This window comes from Chitinophaga sp. SVR4-12A (genome assembly GCF_056754765.1).
Window position 1 is genome coordinate 5,275,800 of record NZ_JBPGWP010000001.1, and the last position, 21,893, is coordinate 5,297,692.

Below are 21,893 nucleotides of genomic sequence, written 5' to 3' on the forward strand. Positions count from 1 at the left end.
AGCATTTACTAAAATGAAAAATGTAGCCTTATCCTTTTTACTTGTGCTCGTCGCACACATGGGTTTTTCGCAACAGTCAACAGAGGGCATCGCCACCACTACTATGTCAGCAGAAAAGGTGAATGCCGACAAGATCCAGGCATTGGCCGCTGAAATTGAAAAAGGTACTTATCCCAACATCCACAGCTTGCTCATCAGCCGTCACAATAAGCTGATATATGAAAATTACTGGCCGGGCAAAGATGAACATTGGGGCAATTCCATCGGCGTAGTACCGCATAGTAAAGATAGTTTGCATGATCTGAGAAGCATTTCCAAAAGCATTGTATCTGCCTGTGTAGGTATCGCCATTCAACAGGGCAAGATCAAAAGCGTGCACCAGAAGGTGCTCGATTTCTTCCCACAGTATGCCGCGCAGGATACCGGCCTCAAATCAGCCTTAACGGTGGAACACCTGCTTACCATGAGCTCCGGCCTTGTATGGAATGAAGATGTGCCCTATGACAATCCTGAGAACAGTGAAATACGGATGATCCAGAGCCCTGATCCGGTGGGCTTTGTGCTGACCCAGCCCATGGAAGCGCCGCCCGGACAGATATGGAAATACAACGGCGGTACCACTCAACTGCTGGCCGCTATCCTGGAACGCACCACCGGCAAAAAAGTAGACCAGTTTGCAAAGGAATATTTGTTCGCTCCATTAGGCATCACGCAATTTGCATGGACGAAATACCCCGGCACTGATATGCCAGCCGCCGCTTCAGGATTGCGCCTCCGCTCAAGGGATCTCTTGAAATTTGGTCTGCTGTACAATAATGAGGGGCGCTGGAATGGCAAACAGGTGGTGCCTGCCTCCTGGGTAAAAATATCCATGGAAGACCATGTGCCGCTCCAGGGACATGGCAAGGGAGCCTATGGCTACCAGTTCTGGATCTGGTACGATAAGATAGGCGACAAAGAGATCAGGGTAGTGAACTGCGTGGGCAATGGCGACCAGCGTATCATCTTCGACAAGGAGCATCAGCTGGTAGTGGTGATCACTGCAGGGAATTATAATAAATGGGATATCAAAAAGAACTCTGCTGCCATCATGCGTGAGTATGTTGGTCCGGCGATAGAGCAGTAGATCCGTGATCTTGCCCGGTATGGCAGAACAAAATAACGGACAGCGGTGTTAAATACCAAACAATGAATGTGTATGGGAACCGCTAAAACCAACCGTTTTTCCCTGGCTGCCTTGCTGCTCATGCTCTGCGCCTGCGGCGGACCACAAACCCCCAATGCCGCAACGCCTTCCGATACTGCCATTACCGGGAAAGGAACCATTGAAATAGATACAACAGAAATATTGGAAAGCCCTGTGTTAACACAGGAGCAGCAGCGTGCGCTGACACCGCAACAGGTGCTGGACTTACTAAAAGAAGGGAATGACGATTTTGTGAACGACCGGCTGACTATCCGTAACAGCTCTGCACGTATCCGTAAGGCGGCCCTTGGGCAGTATCCCAAGGCCATGATCCTTTCCTGTGTAGATTCACGCGTGCCTGTGGAAGATGTTTTTCACCGCGGCATCGGCGATATCTTTGTAGGCAGGGTAGCCGGTAATGTGGTGAATCCCGATATGCTGGGCAGTATGGAATTCGGTTGTAAAGTATCCGGTGCAAAGCTGGTCCTGGTATTGGGCCACGAACATTGCGGCGCTATTAAATCAGCCATTGACGATGTGAAGCTGGGAAATATCACTGCTTTACTGGCCAGGATCAGGCCCGCGGTCGCCAGTGTATCCTTTAACGGCGATAAAGACGCAAAGAATGATGCTTTCGTGCATGCGGTATGCGAACAGAATGTGAAGCTGACAGTGGAGAATATTCGTAAAAACAGCCCAATACTGGCAGAGATGGAGAAAAAGGGGGAAATCATGATCATCGGAGGAGTATATGATATGAATAGCGGAAAAGTAGTTTTTTTCTAAGATCCGCACAGCTAAAATGAACAACCTTTTATCGCGGTCATATTCAAAAATAAACTTAAATTAGAAGTGGAATATTAAAAAATCCCGTAGCGTAACCTGTGAGTGATGCGGATTTTTTACACCTAAAACCCAAAAACAGATCGCTTAACATGCATATGAGTTTGCGGCAGGTGCTTATTTCCCTCAATGCAGCCGGTGATGGTTTTAAAAAAGTAATCACATCCCTGAAAAGCAAGCTGGCATCAGTTGTCTGGCAACTGCGAAAAATCGGGATCGAAGGCACAGAGGACGAAGTGCTTGTTTCCAATATAATCATGACGAACACGCTTTCACTGGCTATCGGTGCTGCCATGCTGGTTATCGCCCCGGTAGTATATGCCCTCACAGGAAAGCTGTCTATACTTATTGCCATTATTGTAGAACTGACGATCAACGCCTCTGTGCTGCTGATCAACCATTACAGGCAGCGCGTAGCAGCCAGCCTTACCCTCTACTTCCTGCAATGCGTGGCTATCTCGTACTACTGTTTGTTGTTTGGCGGCATCATTCAATTGCAGTTCATGATCACTTTCCTGATCTCTATTATCTGCCTGATATTCGCAGACAGGAAACTGAGAAAGCTCTGCTTCTTTGCTGCCGGGCTTACACTGGCCTTTGTGCAGGTGGGATACTATTTCAATTTCGTGGCGCACATACCGGTAGACCGCCAGACAGGCTTTATCATCCAATCCATGGCCATAGCCGGTGTGCTGGTGATCATTGCCGTGGTGAGCCAGCCCTACATCCGCTCCAATGATCTGAAGTATGAACTGATCAAGACCAATAATTTCAAACGTGTTTTCGTTGCAGAAGTAACGCACGAACTGCGCACTCCATTGAACACCGTATATATGTGTGCGCAGATGATTAAGCGCGACATCAAGCTGAACGGGCAACTGAAGATCATTGAGCCGCTGATAGATCAGCAGCTCTATGCCTGCGAAAATGCCCGCGGCATTATCAACAACGTGCTGGACCTGGCCCAGATAGAAGCCGGTAAAATGTTTACGCTGGAAGAAGCAGCCGGGAAGCCACAAGACTTCTTCGGGCGCCTGATAGATGGCAACCGCTTCGTGGCAAAGATCAAAGGCATCAAATTGCAGCTGCAGATAACTGGGATGCCCGATGTGATCCTGGCCGACTGGCAGCAGTTACAACAGATAGGCGCCAACCTGCTCACCAATGCGATCAAATATTCTCATAAAGGCAGCACGGTATATGTAGATGTAACCAGTGCAAATGATGAATGGACGATAATCGTAAAGAACCAGGGCAGCATCAGCGCTGATAAGCTGCCGCATATCTTTGATCCGTTTGTACGCGATGATGGAAGCTCGGGCAAAGAAGGCCGCGGACTGGGCCTGTACATCGTACGGAATAAGGTGACCGCCATGGGCGGCGTAATTGATGTGAGCAGCAGCGATAATACAACTGTCTTCACGGTATGCCTGCCACTGGTACAAGGCCGGATGGAAGATATTGTGCAGGAAGAAAGCGATCTATACAACCTGTCTAATGTTGACATACTCATTGCAGAAGATAATGCCATGAATGCCCTGCTGCTGGCAAGGTTCCTCTCCAAGAACGAGTGCCGCGCAACCGTCACCGGCAACGGGCAGGAGCTCCTGGATAAGCTGGAAGAATACACCACAGCCGGGCACCTCCCGGATGTTATCATCCTCGATCAACAAATGCCTGTTATGAGCGGCATGGAGGCTTTGATACGATTAAAGGCCGATACCCGCTTTAAAAATATCCCCGTAGTATTCACCACCGGCGAAGGGCTGGAACCGCAGATGGAAGTCAAGGCCGCCGGGGCGGCAGACGTTATCGTCAAGCCGATCAACGAAATACAGCTGCTTAACGTGTTAAGCAAACACGTAAGGCACAGCAGTGAAATACTACGGGAATAACCTACCCCACTATACCGCCTTCAATATAGCCGGTTCAGGCAATTGTGTTTCTTCCCATATGGAATTGACACGTTTGTAACGCTGCGTATGTACCTGCCACATCCAACTTGCCTGTACACATCTTTCAACGCAGTCAAGATGCCGCGTCATCCCGGAGGTCTCCGCAGGGAATGCAGCAGCGAGCTGTCTTACCTGTTTCCGGATACCGCTCAGCAGGTCGAAGTACTCCCGGAGAATATCCTTTACCATCGTTGCCGCATGATAGATTACTTCTGTAAGCTGCCAGGAGGGCTCATTCAAGGCAATGGCCGCCAGCAGGTTGGCATCAGCGCCATTGTCGATCACTTCTTTTTCAAAGGAGAAAAGATCGTTAGACAGGCAGCCAAATGCGGCGATCAGCCAGTGCAAACGTTGCAGTGAAGGCGCAAGGGCCGTGTCGTTCAGCCAGCCCCAGTCAAGGAAATTGGCTTCTGCATACTCCAGCAGCAGCACAATATGCGGCATGCCGCTGGTGTGATAACGCATATCCACATACTGCGCAACATCCGGTACATAACCCAGCGCAGAAGTATTGCAGTTACGATGCGTAACTTCAAGGTGATAGTTATACAGGCGAAGAAATTCTGAGAACCATGCTTTAGGTGAGCTATCACGTATCTTAGCCAGCATGCTGGCGTTAGCCCGTTCTATAGGCTGAGCATCCGCCGTCAGCTGCATATTTTCGTCGAGGTGTGACATACGTTCAATAACCGCAGCCGCAGCTGCCTGCTGTTCCTGGCTGAGCGACTTGAACAGATCCCGGCCATAGGTGTCGTTCAGGTAATAATCAATCGCATTGTTCTTGGTCATTACCAGCATTCGTTCATAGCTGGCCGTTGGATACAGGAAAAGCTGGCAGGTAATATAATGCTGGGCGTTATCCAGCCAGATGCCGTGATCGATACAGAACTGCCGGGCGGCATGTATGATCGCTTTACTGGCCGGATGGGGCTGAAAAGGCTGGCAGTAATCACTCAGCGGATTCCGCCTGTCGTCAATCAGCCGGATAATAGAGCTGCTAAACCCTACTTTCTGAAGCAATTGGTAGTCGTGCTGCAGTTTTTTTAAGGGACGAGGAAGGCCTCTTAAGGTCTTGATGGTCATAAAACATCGATTTTAGGTTAATAATGCATAGGTTAATCAGTCGTTAACCATATAAAAATTACACCTAAAATCGTCATGCCCCATCGGCTGCAGACGGATTGCAGTAAAGATGGCTTAAAATGCCCCTTTTTACCCCTTAATCTCCCCTTGTGCGATTATATTAAAATGAGTTTTATTTTTAATGTAAATAAATGCTAGGTTTGCGCCTTATTTAAACCCAAACAAAACCCGAACCCTGATCTATGAAATCAAGAGTACTGTTGCTGGCCATTGTCCTGGTCACAACTTTTTCATGTAAAAAAAGTAATGAGAACGAAGCTGTAACGCCTCCTGCTATAGATGGGCAGCCGCTGACGGTTCAGTTAAACTTAACCGGCGATATTACTACTACAGAATCCCCACTGGGCAGAAAGACCGGTGGTGTTTCCGAAAACGCCAAAACAATAGCGGATAGCACGATATATGCTATTGTCGTGCTTAAAAATGGCCAGGCTGTTTATGAAGGCATCTTTAGCCGTACCGATTCCATGTTCCTGAAAATTCCTGCTAGCGGATCGATCACGGTGAGCGCAGTGGCGGTTAAGAAAGGTACCGGCGGCGGATTATCTTACACCATGCACAGTGGTTATACCTGGTTCGGTACTCCGTTTCGTGGACCCCTGACGAACAGGATGGATACTGTCATTGGCTATCCTGCTTCTACAGACACATTGAGCTATATCAACCTCGTGGATCCTTTAAATCCTCCCAGCGGTATACAAAGCCCCCATTCCGAGGCAGACAGCTATATTGGTAAGGTTTCCTTTGCAGCATCAGCAGCTCCGTCTGTTGTTAACCTGCCAATGAAAAGGATAGTGTATGGCATCAAATACAATGTAACCAACTTTAGCGCCGGTAAACTGAAAGCGGTATACTCGCAAATGTTTCCGGTATCCCTTACACCAGCCGAAGCTGCATCCAGGCAGTTCATTTATACGGCGAATGAATTACAATACCGTGATTCGTTATTCGTCGACCCTCTTAATGTAACACTCAGCTGGGAGAAACCGGATGGTAGTATCGTTCCGCTTGGATCAAAAACCATCGCATTCAAACGTAATGTATTAACAACCTTGAATGTAACGATCCCCGCTACAGGTGCAGTGGTAAACCCGGTACCAACCGATACCACTTTCACCGGTAACCAAAGCGTTAATTTCTGATAATATTGTTTTAAAGATACAGGAGCCGGAAAGCATTTTGCCTTCCGGCTCTTTTTTACCTCTTCTTTAAGGGGTTGGGTTAAAATAATATCATTTATTATCTTGTCTGATCATATTGCTAAATTCCATGAAAAAATTATCTGTACTCCCAGCGCTCCTGCTATGCTTTGCCGTTCACGTTCATGCACAAACCCAAACAGCTGCCCGCACATCGCAGCACCAGCATCCTTACAGCCAGCTTCCCTTAGGCGCCATTCAGCCCCAGGGCTGGCTGCGCGAAATGCTCATCCGCCAGAAGAACGGCGCCACCGGCCACCTGGACGAGCTCTACCCCCTGGTGATGAACCAGCGCAACGGCTGGTTAGGCGGCGATGGCGACCAGTGGGAGCGTGGTCCCTACTGGATAGACGGCCTGCTGCCACTGGCCTATATTCTTCATGACACGGCGCTCATCGCCAAGGTGAAGCCCTGGGTGGAATGGACGATCAACAGCCAGCAACCCGACGGCTACTTTGGCCCCTCAAAAGATTATAGTCCCGAACCTGGCGTGCAACGCGATAACAGCCACGATTGGTGGCCCAAGATGGTGATGCTGAAAGTGCTGCAGCAATACTACTCCGCCACGGGCGACAAACGCGTGATCAGCCTCCTCACCAATTACTTCCGTTATCAGCTGAAAGAGTTGCCCGCCAAACCACTCGACCACTGGAGCTTCTGGGCGCGTTACCGCGCTGGCGATAACCTCCTGGTAGTATACTGGCTGTACAACATTACGCATGAGCCCTTCCTCCTGCAGCTGGGCGATCTGCTGCACAAACAGACCTTCGACTTCACCAACGCCTTTTTACATTCAGATATGTTGTCTACCGCAGGCAGCATCCACGCCGTAAACCTGGCGCAGGGAATGAAAGAACCCGCTATCTATTACCAGCATCATCCCGATAAGAAATACCTGGATGCCACCAGAAAGGGCTTTGAAGACCTGCGGAAATTCAACGGTATGGCCCATGGTATGTATGGCGGAGATGAAGCCCTGCACGGTAATAACCCTACGCAGGGATCAGAGTTCTGTTCTGCCGTTGAGATGATGTACACGCTAGAAAATGTACTGGAGATCACTGGCGATGTATCCTATGCAGACCAGCTGGAAAAGATCGCCTTTAATGCCCTGCCCACACAAGCCACCGATGATTTCATGGGCAGGCAGTATTTCCAGCAGGCTAACCAGGTTATGATCTCGAGGCACCAACGCAACTTTGATGTCAACCACCACGGCACGGATGTATGTTACGGACTGCTCACCGGCTATCCTTGCTGTACGTCCAATATGCACCAGGGCTGGCCTAAATTCACACAGAACCTGTGGTATGCCACGCCTGATAAAGGACTGGCTGCACTGGTCTACGCGCCCAGCGAAATAAAAGCAACGGTTGCCAACGGCGTTCCTGTGTCTTTCAAAGAAGAAACCAATTATCCCTTCGAAGAAAGCATCCGCTTTACCCTGAGCGCGGATAAAAAAGCGGCTTTCCCCCTTCACCTGCGCATTCCCGCCTGGTGTAAAAAAGGCATTGTGAAGATCAATGGTAAAGTATGGCAGGAACCTTCCGCTGGCGCTATCGTTAAGATCAGCCGCGAATGGCAGCCCGGCGATGTAGTAGAACTGACATTGCCCATGCATATCTTCCGTAACAGCTGGTATGAGAATTCCGTATCAGTAGAACGCGGGCCCCTCACATATGCCCTGAAGATAGGAGAGACCTCCAAAATGATAAAGAACGACAAAGACCCTATTGACTACGGCGATAGCTACGAGGAAATATATCCCACCACTCCCTGGAACTACGGCCTGATGGAAATGCCGGAAAATGAACTGGCCGGGAATTTCCAGGTAGAGAAGAAGGAGACAGTGGCCGCCTATCCCTGGAATCCTGAAAATGCGCCGGTCATTATAAAGACAAAGGCTAAACGAATTCCTTCCTGGGGCTTGTATAACGAGATGGCCGGGCCCATTCCCTTTAGCTACACCTTCCAGCTGGAAGTGGCAGAAAAGGAAGAGGAAGTTATCTTGATACCATATGGATGCAGTAATCTAAGGATCTCGCAATTTCCGGTAATAAGAAGGTAGAGTTATACTTTTTTCGTACCTTGCGGCCCATTTTTAACATTACCTATGCAAAGATCTATTAGTTTACTCCTGCTGGTATTCACGGCAGGTGTGGTAAAGGGACAGAATATCTACAGCGCCCTGCAATTAAATGAGGAAACACAATACAAAACGAAGCGCCCTAAACAGATCGCCGAAACCAAGACCTTCTATGGCCTGGAAGCTCAGAAGATAGAGAAGTCTGTCAAGGTTTTCGACGCTGCCGGAATGCTGCTGACAGAAGAACGTTTCGATGAGAATGGCAACCGTACTGCCAGGCTGACTCACAAAAATGATACTGTTAACCGGCGATGCCTGGAAAGAACCTTTGAAAGATGGGGCAAAACAGGAAATGGCAAGGAAACAACGATCTACACCTATGATGCCAGTCATTTTCTGACCCGTGTAACAGACCAGGATGCGAATGGAGCCACCATGCTGATCTCAAAGATCACAAATGATGAAAAGGGACATCCTGTTGCGCTGTCATTGGAAGATGGACAGGGAAACGCAATCGGTAAAGAAACCGCTACCTATTTGTATGATCGTAACAGCGTTGTTACAACGGTGCTGGATAACGAGGGGAACAAGGTTTCAACTGATACGCTGAAGATCAGCTTTAAAGATGCCCGCTTACACCCGGCAGAAGGAACTGTTTACAATGAGCAGGGCGATGTGGTAAAATGGACCAGCAAACAGGCCAACGGCCCCCTGGACGTTTTTGAAGCAGAGTATCTATACGATGCTTCAGGCAATTGCATTGATGAAACTATCTACAAGGTAGAGGTTAAAGGCGCCGCTAAACCAAAAAAGAGACGGGAAAAGCGTTTCGAACGGCAATACACTTATTAAAATACGATACGTATACTATGGTGATGAGCGCGAAGAAAACTATATCTTCGCGCTCTCCTTTTATCCAATAAACCCATAGCGCTATATGAGAACAACACCCGCCATTTCAACCATGTTTGTGGCCGCTTTTTATTGTTTATTTTCCCTGTCCTGTAAAAAGGATAACGACAACAAAGGACCGGATGATGACGGCTACGGCACTGAAAACTACTCTCCCGCCTCCACGCTCACGGCAGAACGGCCGGTGATGTATACTGGTACAGACACCATCAGGGACACGCGTCGGATCACCGAGTACTTAACCCGAAGGAACATACTGGACAAGTTTACTTTTATATCTCCTGTTCCGGGAGACAACTTTAGTTCCTTTTCCATGCACTTTAAAGAAGGAAATAAGATCCAGCTGGGCTTCAGGAACGCCGAGATCATAGAAAAGTCCGCCTCCCAATTGCTGATCGCCGAAATAGATTCGTCTGTCAGCCAGCCTGTCGGTGACGGGAAAGCCAAACGGCTGATGAGCCTCGTGCCGCTGCACAGCCCAAGAACAGTATGTTCAGATTTTTATAACACGCCCTGCAAATATCGTGAGCTGACCCCCGTAATGGTGGCAGATGGTAAATATTCCATCCCTTATGTGGTAGCTTATGTATCGGTAGATGAAATGGTCCCTACGCCATTTGGAATGGCCAATTCAACTACCTATAGTTCAACACAAGGTATCATGCTCTTTAACAAGGCGATGATCTCCGAACTGGATGCTGATGGCGGTATTAATCGCCATGATACACTGGTGGTGCAGGTATTGAAACGTGCAATGGTAAAACAGTAAAAAATATTTATTCTTTTTACTTATTGCGACCATTTTGTAGGTGTTCTATCCCAACGATGGCCTTTCAGCTCTTTCAGTAGCTCCGCCGGCAGCCCTTTGCCATCACTGCAATTCATATTCGATTCCACATTCCTTATCTTCCTCATACCCGGTATGGTGGTCGCAATATCAGGATTGCTGAGGATAAAGCGTATAGCCATTTCCGCCATGGTCATCCCTGCAGGGATCAGTGGTTTCAGCGCATCAGCATGTTCAACGCTGGAATTGAGATTTTCCGGAACAAAGTAAGTAGCCCTCCAGTCGCCCTGGGGGAAAGTGGTTTCCTTGGTAAAGGTACCTGTCAGTGTGCCTTCATCAAAAGGTACCCTGGCAATTACGCCAATATTCTTTTCGCGGCACAGTGGCAGCAGGTTATCTTCGGGGTTCTGGTCAAAGATGTTGTAGATCACCTGTACGGCGTCTATGAGCCCCGTCTTTAATGTATTCAGGCAGTTATCCGGTTCCCAGCGGTTTACGCTGATGCCCCAGGCCTGTACTTTTCCTGCTTTGGTTAATTGGGTAATTGCTTCCTTCCACTCATCCAGCTGGGCCCAGTTGTCTTCCCATACATGGAACTGCTGCAGGTCAATAGTTTCAACACCCAGGTTCTTCAGGCTCTTCTCCGTGTATTCCACAATATGATCTGCCGGGAATACCTCTTCCAGTTTGAATTCCGGTTTAGAAGGCCATGTAAAGTTCTTCGGCGGTATCTTGGTGGCTACGTATAAGCGTTTACCGGGATGCCTTTTGATAGTGTTATTCAATATCTGCTCACTAAGGCCTTCCCCATACCCCCAGGCAGTGTCAAAAAAGTTGCAGCCTAATTCAATGGACCTGTCCAGTGCATCGTTCACTTCCTTTTCTTCCGAGCCTGTCCAACCAGCCATTCCCCACATGCCATAGCCTACTTCACTCACTTTCCAGCCAGTTCTGCCAAATGTTCTGTATTGCATAAAAAATCTGGTTTTGTAATGTGGAATTTAAAGATATCCTGCATCTAAAGTAAACATAGTTTACGGAATTGCTGCCTGCTATGTTTTAACATAGTATATAATTAATTATATATCTTTGCGACAATTAAGCGTCGAAGTTGAAAGCTGACCCCGTGGCAACCAGACAAGATTAGTACAACACAAGAGCATGTCCCTATAAAACCAATGAAATAATATGAAACAAATTTTTATTGCAGCAATTTTCCTGGTAACATGTATTACCTCCGTGCAGGCCCAGCACAAAGATGACGATCTTCCGCGCTTCCGCGTCTCCTTCCAGGGGGGATGGAGCTACCGCTTAGGCAAAACAGCTGATGTAGGAGAAGCTTATCTCAAAGAGTATATCAAAGGATTGAAGTCCGGCATTCACCTGGGTGTGGACGGCGCTTACTTCTTTAGCCAGAATTACGGCGCTGGTCTGAAGTACGCGTACTTTCATGCAAAAAATGAAATAGACAATGTAACCGTTACCACCACCAGCGGGCAAACGAAGACGGGTTTGATGCAGGACAAGATCAATATTCATTACTTCGCGCCGGAGTTCTGGTCAAGGCAAGCCTTTGCCGATAATAAGCTCGTTTTAGTTGGCGGGATTTCCATCGGCTACCTGCGCTATGTTGACAACGGAGTGCTCGTAGACCCGCTCACCATTACTGGTGGAACGGTTGGTTTTGGATTTGACCTAGGCCTGGATTATATGATTACCCCGCATTTTGGCATTGGTGCCAACCTGGGCCTTATAGGAGGATCGCTCAGCAGCATGAAGTATAATGATGGTACCGGTGAAACAGAAGTGAACCTGGAAGACAACCAGCGCGAAACCCTTACCAGGCTGGATGTATCCGCTGGCGTAAGATGGTGCTTTTGATAGCTAATCTGAAATGATCACCTTCACACCACGGTCGGTCACCATTTTTACCGTATCGGGCGATACCAGGTTATCAGTAATGATATAATCCACCTGTTCCAGGCTGCAGATGCGGCCAATGCCCCTCCGGTCAAACTTGGAGCTGTCAGCCATTACCACTACCGTTTGTGCGAGGGTGATCATTTTCATTATAAGACTGGCCTCCGCCAGGTTGGAAATAGATAAGCCAAATTCAGGATCAATCCCATCTACCCCTATAAATAATACCCCACAGGATATATCATCCAATAACCTTTCTGCAAAAGACCCCGCGGCAGAAGAAGAGCTTTGATGAATAAGGCCCCCTATCTGCAATACATCCACATGCGGGCGGTTGCAAAGTTCCAGCGCCACTTTCAGCGCAGGGGTGATCACCGTAATATGTTTGGAAGGATACAGCGCGCGGGCCAGCTCAAATGTAGTGGTGCCTGAGCCTACAATAATAGAATCATTCATCCCGATCAGGTTCATGGCAGCCTTTGCTATCTTCTTCTTTTCCTCCGTTTTAATAAACTCCTTTTCATTGATCGGCTTCTCGATCGTATACGGGTTTTGAGTAGAGCCACCACCTTTGGTACGGAACAGCAGCTTCTTTTCTTCCAACAGCTTCAGGTCTTTCCGGATGGTCACACCGGATACCTGCAGGGAGTCGCTCAGCTCCTGGATATCTACTCTTCCATTCTCCTGCAGCTTCTGTAAAATAAGCTGATGCCTGTCTGTAATATTCATAAAGGATCCGTGGTCTTATTTATGTTAAAAAAACTTTCACCAAATATAAAGATTTTATAAGCAGAAAAAGGGATTATTCTCTTTCATTCCCCAGCAGTAAGCCTATCCCGGTAGAGATAACAGCTGATGGGTGGGGTAGATAGCCCCTTTACCACTGAAAGAAAAAATATTTAATAAACTTTACTTTTATTAAAACTATTACTTAACTTTAATTTAATTTACTTTAATAAACTTTAAACTCTACTTTCGCACCAACGCTTTAAAGTAGTTCAATTAGTACTGTATGGATTCCACGACTGATAGGAAATAACAGCCGGAGGCCCTGGTGTACACAGGCCCTGACTGAAATGCTATCATACCTTAAAAACGATCAGAAAAACACACAACAAACCAGTTTAAAACATGAACAATCATAGCTGCACTAACATGCGCCTCAGGCACGTGCTGGGACTACTGCTGCTTGTACTGCCGTCTGTACTGTTCGGACAAACGCAGCGAACCGTGCGGGGATTGGTAACCAATGATAAGGGGGAACAACTCATTGGTGTGAACATAAGAGTAAAAGGCACCAGCACCGGCGCTGTATCCGGCATAAATGGACAATACCAGCTTACCGTACCCGGTAACGACGCCATCCTTGTATTTTCTTTTGTAGGCTTCGCCGAAACGGAAACACCCGTAGGCGAACGCAATACCATCAACATTCAGCTGAAACCCAGCGCCCGTAACCTGGACGACATCGTAGTGGTAGGCTACGGCACCCAGAAAAAGGTAAATCTCACCGGTGCAGTAGACCAGGTAGGCAGCGAAGTATTCGAGAACCGCCCGCTTACCAACGTCACCCGCGGCCTGCAGGGCGTTATACCCAACCTTAATATCCGCATGACGGATGGTAAACCTACCAGGGGCGCAGAGTATAACGTGCGCGGCACAACGTCGATCGGAGCTGGGGGCAGCGCATTGATATTAATAGATGGCGTTCCCGGAGACCCTAACCTGGTAAACCCGAACGACATCGCCAGCGTTACCGTGCTGAAAGATGCCGCGGCAGCAGCTATCTACGGCGCCCGCGGTACCTTCGGCGTGATCCTCATCACCACTAAAAGCCCTGCAAAGGATAAGACAGTAGTCAACTATTCAGGCAACTTCTCCCTCAACGAACGTACCATCAAACCTAAGATGGTCACCAACGGCTATCAGTGGGCCAAAACATTCGACGACGCCTTCACTTCCTGGAACGACTACACCGCCCATGCCCAGAAGGTGAACTCCGTGTTTCCCTTCTCCCTGGATTACCTGGATGAGCTCAAGCGCCGGAATGACGATCCCAGCTTGCCTAAAACAGATATCAATCCCGCCACCGGCGATTATGTATACTACGGCAATACAGATTGGCTGAAAGAGCTCTATGCAGATAACAATCCTTCCATGGAGCATAACCTGAGCGTATCCGGCAGCAGCAAGAATGTAGGATACTATCTCTCCGGCAGGTATATGTCGCAGCAAGGCATCTTCCGTTATAATCCTGATAACTTTAAAACCTACAACCTGCGGGCACGGGGCTCCGTACAGGCCTTTCCCTGGTTAAAGATTGAGAATGACCTGAGCTTTACACAAACCAATTACTTTTATCCTATCCTGAACCATCCCGGCAATACACCGGTATGGAGAAGGGTATCCGACGAAGCCTTCCCGATCGCCATGCTGCGCAATCCTGATGGCACGCTTACTGAGAACGCCTCCATCGTATTCGGTAGCTTCATCAGCGGTAACAACCAGTCAGAACTGAGCAGGATGCAGATCCGCAATACTTCCCGTTTCACGGCAGGCCTGTTTAAGAACAGGATCCACCTGAATGGAGACTTTACTTTCTGGCGCCTCAATGATGTGGAGAAACGTATATACACCCCCGTTCCCTACAGCAAAAAGCCCGGCGCCATGCTGGAGCGTGGCGAAAGCAAGCTGAATGAGGATGACGATAAGACCAATTACCTGGCGGCCAACCTCTATGCAGATTATGAGCAAACCATCCGCAAACATTATTTCAAAGCGATGGTGGGCTATAACTACGAGAACTCCAAGCTCACCAGCAGGTACATACAGCGCGATGGCATCATCAATAATGAGCTCCCTGATTTCTCCCTCACCAACGGCCTTAACTTCACCTTACGTGGTGGTGGCAATGAGTGGAGAACGATCGGCGGCTTCTTTCGCCTGAACTATGTATTTGATGAACGTTACCTCCTGGAAGTGAACGGCCGTTACGACGGTACTTCCAAGTTCCCGCAAAACCAGCAATGGGGCTTCTTTCCCTCTGCTTCCGCGGGTTGGCGTGTATCTAAAGAAAAGTTCTGGACCTTGCCCTACAAAATCTTCTCCGATCTTAAGCTCCGCGCTTCCTATGGTACACTGGGCAACGGTAACGTAGATCCATACCAGTTCCTGGAATCGATGGGGGTAAGCCAGGCCGCGCGTATCGTTAACGGCATCCGTCCTGACTATACACAGCATCCCAATGTGATCCCCGATGGTCTTACCTGGGAAAAGGCCACTACCCTGAACTTTGGGGCGGATATGGTGTTCCTGGACGATCGTTTGACGACCACATTTGACTGGTATACCCGCAAAACAAAAGATATGTTCACTGATGGTTTGCCCCTGCCTGGCGTATTCGGCGCAGCCGAGCCTAAAGGCAACTATGCAGACCTCGATACAAAAGGCTGGGAGCTCTCTATCGGATGGCGTAACAAGCCGAAAGACCGGAATGCCTTCAGCTACGATCTTCGCTTCGTGCTGTCGGATAATCAAAGCACCATCACCCGTTTTAACAATCCCCTGGGCCTGATCAACACTTACTACGCAGGCCAGAAGGTGGGCGACATCTGGGGCTTTGTAACAGATGGATATTATAAAGACCAGCACGAGATCGATACCCGCGGTATCGACCAGAGCTTTATCCGCGTATCTGCCCTTAACAAGCCGCTGCCCGGCGATATCAAGTTTGCAGACCTCAACGGCGACGGAAAGATCGATGAAGGTGCAGGCTCCTTGTCCAACCCCGGCGACCGCAGGGTGATCGGCAATACCACACCGCGTTATACCTATGGCTTTAACTCCAACATGGAGTGGAAAGGTTTCTTCCTGTCCCTCTTCCTGCAGGGCGTAGGCAAGCGCGATTTCTGGCCCGGTACCGATAACTCCCTGATCTGGGGACCTTACAACCGCCCTTACAGCTGGCAGCCGGAAGATGTAGTGAACAACATGTGGTCTGAACAGCACCCGGATGCCTACTTCCCCCGCCTGCGTGGCTATACAGCGCTGAACTCACGTGCAGAGCTCACGGTGCCGCAAACAAAGTACCTGCAGAACGTAGCCTATATCCGGCTTAAAAACGTAAGCCTGGGATACAACCTGCCTGCACGTTTGATCTCAAGGGCAGGTATGTCTAACGTGCGCGTATATCTCAGCGGACAAAACCTTTGGGTATGGAGCCCCATGTATAAGCATATCAAAACAATGGACCCTGAAGTGATAGAAGGCGCCGATCCGGAGCTCGCTTCCGGCGCCGGAAACGGGATGAGCTACCCGATGCTGAAAACCTATACGTTTGGGATCAATGTCACATTCAAATAAAATGAACATGCAACGTCTTTTATATATACTCATCGCGATGGTCATGCTCACCGCCTGTGATCATAACCTGGACCTGAAACCGGTGGATAAGCTCTCACCAGAGAACGCATTCAACACCGAGAAGGATCTGCAGCTGTATGCCAATTCCTTCTACCTCGATCTGCCCGATGGCAACGATATTGTAAGGGGAGATGAGCTCAGTGATTACCTGGTAGGCAGAACGCCTTCCACTTACATCTACGGCAGCTTTGGCGCCACACAAGCTACTGGCTGGAGCTGGAGCGCTTTACGGAAAGTGAATTATTTCCTGGAGCATGCGCCTCATGCCAAAATAACGGCAGAAGCCATGAATCACTACCTGGGCCTGGCCCGCTTTTTCCGCGCCTGGTTCTACTTCGATAAAGTAAAGCAGTTTGGCGATGTGCCCTGGTATGGCAGAGCCCTCGAGGTCAATGATCCTGAATTGTTCAAGCCCCGCGATCCGCGTACCCTGGTGCTGGACAGCATCCTGGCCGACCTGGATTTTGCCTGCGCCAACCTTCGCAGCACGAAAGACAAAGATGCCTCCACCGTAACCCGTTGGGTGGCCCTGGCTTTCAAATCCCGTGTATGTTTGTTTGAGGGTACCTTCCGCAAATATCAAACGCAGCTGGGATTAGCCGCTACCGCCAATAAATGGCTGGATGAATCTATCAAAGCAGCAGACGACCTGATGAAAAGCAACCAGTATAAACTGCTGACCGGCGCTCCCGATAAGAACTACCGCGACCTCTTCACCCTGGAAGTGCCCAACACCACAGAAGTGCTGCTGGCCGCCGTGAACAGCAAAAGCCTCCGCGTGTTCAACGATGCCAACTGGTACTGGACCAGCGCCACCTATGGCGGCCGCTTTAGCTTCATCAAAAAGTTCATCAACACCTATTTAAAGATAGACGGTACTCCGTTTACCGCACAGGCAGGCTATAATAACATTCCCTTCAACGAAGAAGTAAAGAACCGCGATCTCCGCCTGAAGCAATCCATCCGCATGGGCAACTATACCCGCGACGGCGCCATCGCTCCACCTGATTTTACCTATACCTACAGCGGTTATATGCCTATCAAGCTCACCCTGGATTCCAAGGCTACGGATGGTGTGGCCGAGAACTTCAACTCCCTTCCCATCATCCGCTATGCAGAAGTGCTCCTGAACTTCGCTGAGGCAAAAGCAGAGAGAGGCACTTTCACCGCTGCCGACTGGGATGCCACCATTGCCTTACTACGTAAGCGCGCGGGCATTACCAACACACCTTACCCTGTTACAGCAGATACCTATCTGCAGCAGAACTACTATCCTGACATCTCCAACCCGGTGCTGCTGGAGATCCGCCGCGAGCGTGGCATAGAGCTCTCGCTCGAAGGTTTCCGTTATGACGACCTGAAACGTTGGCGCGCTGCCAAGCTCCTGGAGAACCAGTACGACGGTATGTACGTTCCCGCGCTGAATACACTGATAGACCTGAACGAGGACAACAAGATGGATGTGTCTTTCGTGGAAAGCATCCCTGCTACCAAAGTGCCGGGCGTATATTACTTCCTGGTAGACAATGTGCAGTATAAGCTGAGCGGCGGTACCAGCGGTAACCTGGTGCTCTTCAGCAACCTGGTGCGTAAGTTTGAAGACTATAAATATTTCTATCCTATCCCTTATAATGAGATTATTTTGAACAGCAACCTGGAGCAGAACCCGGGATGGTCTAATTAACGACTATGATCACAAACAACTGATACATTCATGTCAACCAACAACACTTCCACGCTTCCGCCCACCATCTTTGATAAAGCGGGCATCCCTCAGCAGCTGCTGTGGGGATACATCGGTATCATGATCTTCATGATGGGCGATGGCATTGAACAGGGCTGGCTGAGCCCATACCTGGTAGACCATGGTATGACCGTACAGCAGTCCGCCACCCTGTTCACCGCCTACGGTATTACCATTGCTATCTCCGCCTGGTTTTCCGGCGTGCTCGCAGAAGGCTATGGCGTAAAACGAACCATGTTCGCTGGCCTGCTGCTCTACATAGCAGGTACCATCGGCTTTGTTGGCTTCGGTATGCCGGAGCTGAACTTTCCTGTAATGCTGCTCACCTATGCACTACGTGGTTTCGGCTACCCGCTCTTTGCCTACTCTTTCCTGGTATGGATCGCGTATAGCAGTCCGAAACATCAGCTGGGCCGCGCCGTAGGATGGTTCTGGTTTGTGTTTACCGGCGGACTGAATGTATTGGGCGCCTATTATTCCAGCTGGGCCATACAACGCTTTGGCCATCTCAATACGCTGTGGACCTCCCTCTTCTGGGCCTTGCTGGGCGCTTTTTTTGCATTGGTATTAAACAAGGGATCTATTAAAGGAACAGCTGCAGCGCAATCAAAAATGGAGGAGCTCATCAAAGGCCTTACCATCGTAAAAGAAGAACCGAAAGTATTATTGGGTGGCATTGTGCGGATCATCAACACCACCGCACAATTTGCCTTCCCGGTATTTCTGCCCATGTATATGGCCCGTCATGGTTTTGATACTACACAATGGCTGCAGATCTGGGGCACCATCTTCACCGCCAACATCGCTTTCAATCTCATCTTCGGTTTTGTAGGCGATCGCCTGGGTTGGCGCAATACCGTAATGTGGTTCGGCGGCATGGGATGCGCTGTTACCACCCTGCTCTTTTATTACGCGCCGCAGATCTGGGAGAACAGTTTCTGGATGACGATGACAGCCGGTGTGCTCTGGGGCGCCTTCCTGGCGGGCTATGTGCCTTTATCTGCACTGGTGCCATCACTGGTAAAGAAAGATAAAGGCGCCGCCATGGCCATCCTGAACCTGGGCGCAGGCCTGCCAGTATTTGTAGGCCCTGCTATTGTTGGCTTGTTCATCGGCATTGCGGGAGAAGCCGGTGTGATCTGGATCCTCGCGATCCTCTACGCCATTAGCGCCCTGTTAACCCGCTTCATCACCCTGCCTGATAACGCAAAGACAAACATAAACATATCACATGCGAGTATTGATCACAGCGCCGTATCATGAGAGCGGTCTGAAAACGTTAGAGCAACAATTCGGAACAATTATTTACCGGTCCTGGAAACCCAACGGCAGGGCCTATAATGAAGAAGAGATCCTGCAGCTCCTGCAGTCCTCCGGCGCAGAAGCGCTGATCACCGAGCACGATCATGTAACGGCTAAGGTAATACGTGCCGTACCCGGACTGCAGTTCATCGGTGTATGCCGCGGCACGCCTTCCAATGTGGCGGTGTCAGTGGCTACAGAAATGGGGATCCCCGTATTTTTCACGCCCGCCCGCAACGCACAGGCAGTAGCGGAGATGTTTATCTCTAATGTGATCATGCTCCTGCGCAACACCATCCCCGGTATCGATTGGCTGAAAGGCCGCGGCTGGAAGGAAGGCGCGCATGATTCTTACCTGCATTTCAAAGGCAACGAGCTGGCAGGTAAAACCATCGGCATGGTAGGCTTCGGCGCTATCGGCCAGCTGATCGCCCGCCTGCTGAAACCATACCCCTGTAATATTCTTTTCTACGATCCATATGTGGCAGACTATGATAAAAGCTACCAGCAATGCGGCCTGGAAGAAGTGTTCTCCAACGCTGATATCGTCTCTGTACATCTGCCTGTAACAGCAGAGACCAAAGGCATGATCAATGGCGCCTTATTGAAAAAGATGAAAAAAGATGCCATTTTTGTTAACACGGCCCGGGCTTCCGTTGTAAAGCGGGAAGACCTGCTGGAAGTGCTGGAAAGCCGCTCCATCCGCGGCGCCGTGCTGGATGTGTTCGACAACGAACCGCCGGATGTACTGGACTACCGCATCATTGATCTCCCGCATGTGATCGCCACACCGCATATCGCAGGCGCTACCTTCGAAGTGGAAGACCATCACGTGGAGATCATGAACAGGGCATTGTTACAATGGTATGCCGAAGGCAATAAGCAGATTGCCGAACTGGCCAATAAGGAAATACTTAAAGTGCATATCCAATGAGCTTAAGCGCCACCTATATTATTGTAGATATCGGCACCGGCAACGTGCGGGTAGCTGCCGCTTCATCTGAAGGCAAGGTACTCGGCGTGGCCCGCGAAGACATCAGCTATGTAAAAGACCCGCTGTATCCGGATGCGTTATACTTTAATCCGGACCAGCTCTGGCAGCAGGTATTACGCCTGGCAGCCTCCGTCTTGTCACAAGTGCCCGCCGCTACGGTAAAAGCCATCACGGCCACCAGCCAGCGCGAAGGCATTGTACTGATCGATGCCAAAGGCGGATCGCTGATAGGCCTGCCCAATATCGACCACCGCGGGCGGGAATGGGAAGATCTGATCACGGATAAAAGCAGCATGTACCAGCTCACCGGCCGCTATCCCACTTCGTTATTCTCCGCCCTCAAACTGGTAGGGATCCGTGAGCGCAAACCGGAGCTTTGGAAAGAGCTGGCCACTTTCCTGAGCATCAGCAACTGGATTGAGTACAAGCTCAGTGGGCTCGCGCGTTATGAGCACTCCCAGGCATCGGAAACCTTATTGTATGATGTAGCGCAGCTGCAATGGTCGCCCGCGCTCTGCAAAGTGTTCGGACTGGATCCGGCTATTCTGCCGGAACTGGCTGCATCCGCCACTGTACTGGGCGAGATTCTCCCCGCAGTGGCACAGCAATTGGGCATCCCTGCCGATACGAAGATCATTGTCGGCGGGGGAGATACGCAGCTCGCCATTAAGAGTACACGTCCCGCTGTAAATGATATGGTGATCGTATCCGGTACCACCACCCCCATCGTTAAACTAACGGATACCTATACACTGGATGAAGACGAACGTACCTGGACCAGCCGCGATATAGAAAAGGAACGCTTTGTATTTGAAGCCAACGCGGGTGTAACAGGCCTTAACTACCAGCGCCTGAAGGAGATCTTTTATCCCAATGAAGGCTATGAGGTGATTGAGAAAGAGCTGGAAGAAAACCCGCATAACCTGTGCATGGCCTCCCTTGGTTCCCTGTTGGCGGATGAAGAGGTATCGCTTACCAGGGGCGGCTTTATATTTCACGCGCCCGTATCTCACCTGCTTACCCGCAGCGCTTTTGTATGGGCTACCATGTTAGATATTGCCTGTTCTATCGTTAAGAACTATCGCATATTGGCGGAGGTGGCCGGTCATCAGCCTGACTATATCTGGGGCTGCGGCGGCGGTTTGCAAAGCCGCGTGCTACGGCAGCTGATCGCCAACCTCACCGGTAAAAAGGTACAGATGCGCTACGAATTTCAGCAATCATCCGCGGTAGGCGGCGCCCTGATCTGCAATGAAGCGCTACAGGTGAACACAAAAATAGACGACCGTATAGAAGTGGTACATCCCGTTCAAACGGAATACTACGCCACATTATATGCGGAGTGGGAAAAGACCCGCAGTTATTTCAGGAATATGAACTGATCATCTTCAATTTTATTT

At 49.6% G+C, this 21,893-nt stretch carries 16 protein-coding genes; 13 read left to right on the forward strand and 3 right to left on the reverse strand.

The window, feature by feature from the left end; translation table 11 throughout:
• Positions 1-13 precede the first annotated feature (13 nt).
• The 3 genes from ACR9Y8_RS21445 to ACR9Y8_RS21455 all read left to right on the forward strand — a co-directional run bounded on the left by ACR9Y8_RS21445 (position 14) and on the right by ACR9Y8_RS21455 (position 3,924).
• Entirely contained in the window at positions 14-1,126 is a 1,113-nt protein-coding gene (locus tag ACR9Y8_RS21445; RefSeq protein ID WP_481215302.1) for a serine hydrolase domain-containing protein, read from the forward strand.
• Between the two features lie 72 nt (positions 1,127-1,198).
• The gene (locus tag ACR9Y8_RS21450; protein ID WP_481215303.1) at positions 1,199-1,972 is read left to right on the forward strand and encodes a carbonic anhydrase family protein; all 774 of its coding nucleotides are present in this window, start codon (positions 1,199-1,201) and stop codon (positions 1,970-1,972) included.
• Between the two features lie 149 nt (positions 1,973-2,121).
• Positions 2,122-3,924, forward strand: a complete 1,803-nt coding sequence (locus tag ACR9Y8_RS21455; protein ID WP_481215304.1) for a hybrid sensor histidine kinase/response regulator — start codon at positions 2,122-2,124, stop codon at positions 3,922-3,924.
• 9 nt (positions 3,925-3,933) lie between these two features.
• On the opposite strand, the gene ACR9Y8_RS21460 is transcribed toward ACR9Y8_RS21455, so the two are convergent.
• Positions 3,934-5,067 (reverse strand): terpene synthase family protein, encoded by a 1,134-nt coding sequence (locus ACR9Y8_RS21460; protein WP_481215305.1) that lies wholly within the window; start codon positions 5,065-5,067, stop codon positions 3,934-3,936.
• 242 nt (positions 5,068-5,309) lie between these two features.
• Here ACR9Y8_RS21460 and ACR9Y8_RS21465 point away from each other — a divergent pair, with 242 nt between their 5' ends.
• From ACR9Y8_RS21465 to ACR9Y8_RS21480, 4 genes are all read left to right on the forward strand, one after another.
• On the forward strand, positions 5,310-6,269 hold the full coding sequence (locus tag ACR9Y8_RS21465) for a hypothetical protein (protein ID WP_481215306.1): 960 nt from the start codon (positions 5,310-5,312) through the stop codon (positions 6,267-6,269).
• Between the two features lie 127 nt (positions 6,270-6,396).
• A complete protein-coding gene (locus ACR9Y8_RS21470; protein WP_481215307.1) occupies positions 6,397-8,394 on the forward strand; it encodes a beta-L-arabinofuranosidase domain-containing protein in 1,998 nt (665 codons plus the stop codon).
• Between the two features lie 45 nt (positions 8,395-8,439).
• Complete coding sequence (locus ACR9Y8_RS21475; RefSeq protein WP_481215308.1) at positions 8,440-9,264, forward strand: hypothetical protein; 825 nt, start codon at positions 8,440-8,442, stop codon at positions 9,262-9,264.
• Positions 9,265-9,349: 85 nt separating this feature from the next.
• The gene (locus tag ACR9Y8_RS21480) at positions 9,350-10,093 is read left to right on the forward strand and encodes a hypothetical protein (protein WP_481215309.1); all 744 of its coding nucleotides are present in this window, start codon (positions 9,350-9,352) and stop codon (positions 10,091-10,093) included.
• Between the two features lie 20 nt (positions 10,094-10,113).
• Here ACR9Y8_RS21480 and ACR9Y8_RS21485 read toward each other — a convergent pair whose 3' ends face one another.
• Complete coding sequence (locus ACR9Y8_RS21485) at positions 10,114-11,085, reverse strand: aldo/keto reductase (RefSeq protein WP_481215310.1); 972 nt, start codon at positions 11,083-11,085, stop codon at positions 10,114-10,116.
• A gap of 214 nt (positions 11,086-11,299) precedes the next feature.
• On the opposite strand from ACR9Y8_RS21485, the gene ACR9Y8_RS21490 reads away from it, so the two are divergent.
• A complete protein-coding gene (locus ACR9Y8_RS21490) occupies positions 11,300-11,992 on the forward strand; it encodes an outer membrane beta-barrel protein (protein WP_481215311.1) in 693 nt (230 codons plus the stop codon).
• Positions 11,993-11,995: 3 nt separating this feature from the next.
• Here ACR9Y8_RS21490 and ACR9Y8_RS21495 read toward each other — a convergent pair whose 3' ends face one another.
• The gene (locus ACR9Y8_RS21495) at positions 11,996-12,760 is read right to left on the reverse strand and encodes a DeoR/GlpR family DNA-binding transcription regulator (protein ID WP_481215312.1); all 765 of its coding nucleotides are present in this window, start codon (positions 12,758-12,760) and stop codon (positions 11,996-11,998) included.
• A 402-nt stretch (positions 12,761-13,162) separates the two neighbouring features.
• Between ACR9Y8_RS21495 and ACR9Y8_RS21500 the strand changes: the two genes are divergently transcribed.
• From ACR9Y8_RS21500 to ACR9Y8_RS21520, 5 genes are read left to right on the forward strand one after another with little or no spacing between them, the layout of a single operon-like run.
• On the forward strand, positions 13,163-16,393 hold the full coding sequence (locus ACR9Y8_RS21500) for a SusC/RagA family TonB-linked outer membrane protein (RefSeq protein WP_481215313.1): 3,231 nt from the start codon (positions 13,163-13,165) through the stop codon (positions 16,391-16,393).
• Between the two features lie 7 nt (positions 16,394-16,400).
• Entirely contained in the window at positions 16,401-18,137 is a 1,737-nt protein-coding gene (locus ACR9Y8_RS21505; protein ID WP_481215314.1) for a RagB/SusD family nutrient uptake outer membrane protein, read from the forward strand.
• A gap of 30 nt (positions 18,138-18,167) precedes the next feature.
• Positions 18,168-19,460: an MFS transporter gene (locus ACR9Y8_RS21510; RefSeq protein ID WP_481215315.1), complete on the forward strand. Its 1,293-nt coding sequence runs from the start codon at positions 18,168-18,170 to the stop codon at positions 19,458-19,460.
• A complete protein-coding gene (locus ACR9Y8_RS21515; protein ID WP_481215316.1) occupies positions 19,429-20,433 on the forward strand; it encodes a 2-hydroxyacid dehydrogenase in 1,005 nt (334 codons plus the stop codon). Before ACR9Y8_RS21510 ends, ACR9Y8_RS21515 begins: the two co-directional genes overlap by 32 nt.
• Positions 20,430-21,875, forward strand: coding sequence for an FGGY-family carbohydrate kinase (locus tag ACR9Y8_RS21520; protein WP_481215317.1), 1,446 nt, complete (start codon positions 20,430-20,432; stop codon positions 21,873-21,875). The genes ACR9Y8_RS21515 and ACR9Y8_RS21520 overlap by 4 nt, the downstream gene beginning before the upstream one ends.
• Positions 21,876-21,893 lie beyond the last annotated feature (18 nt).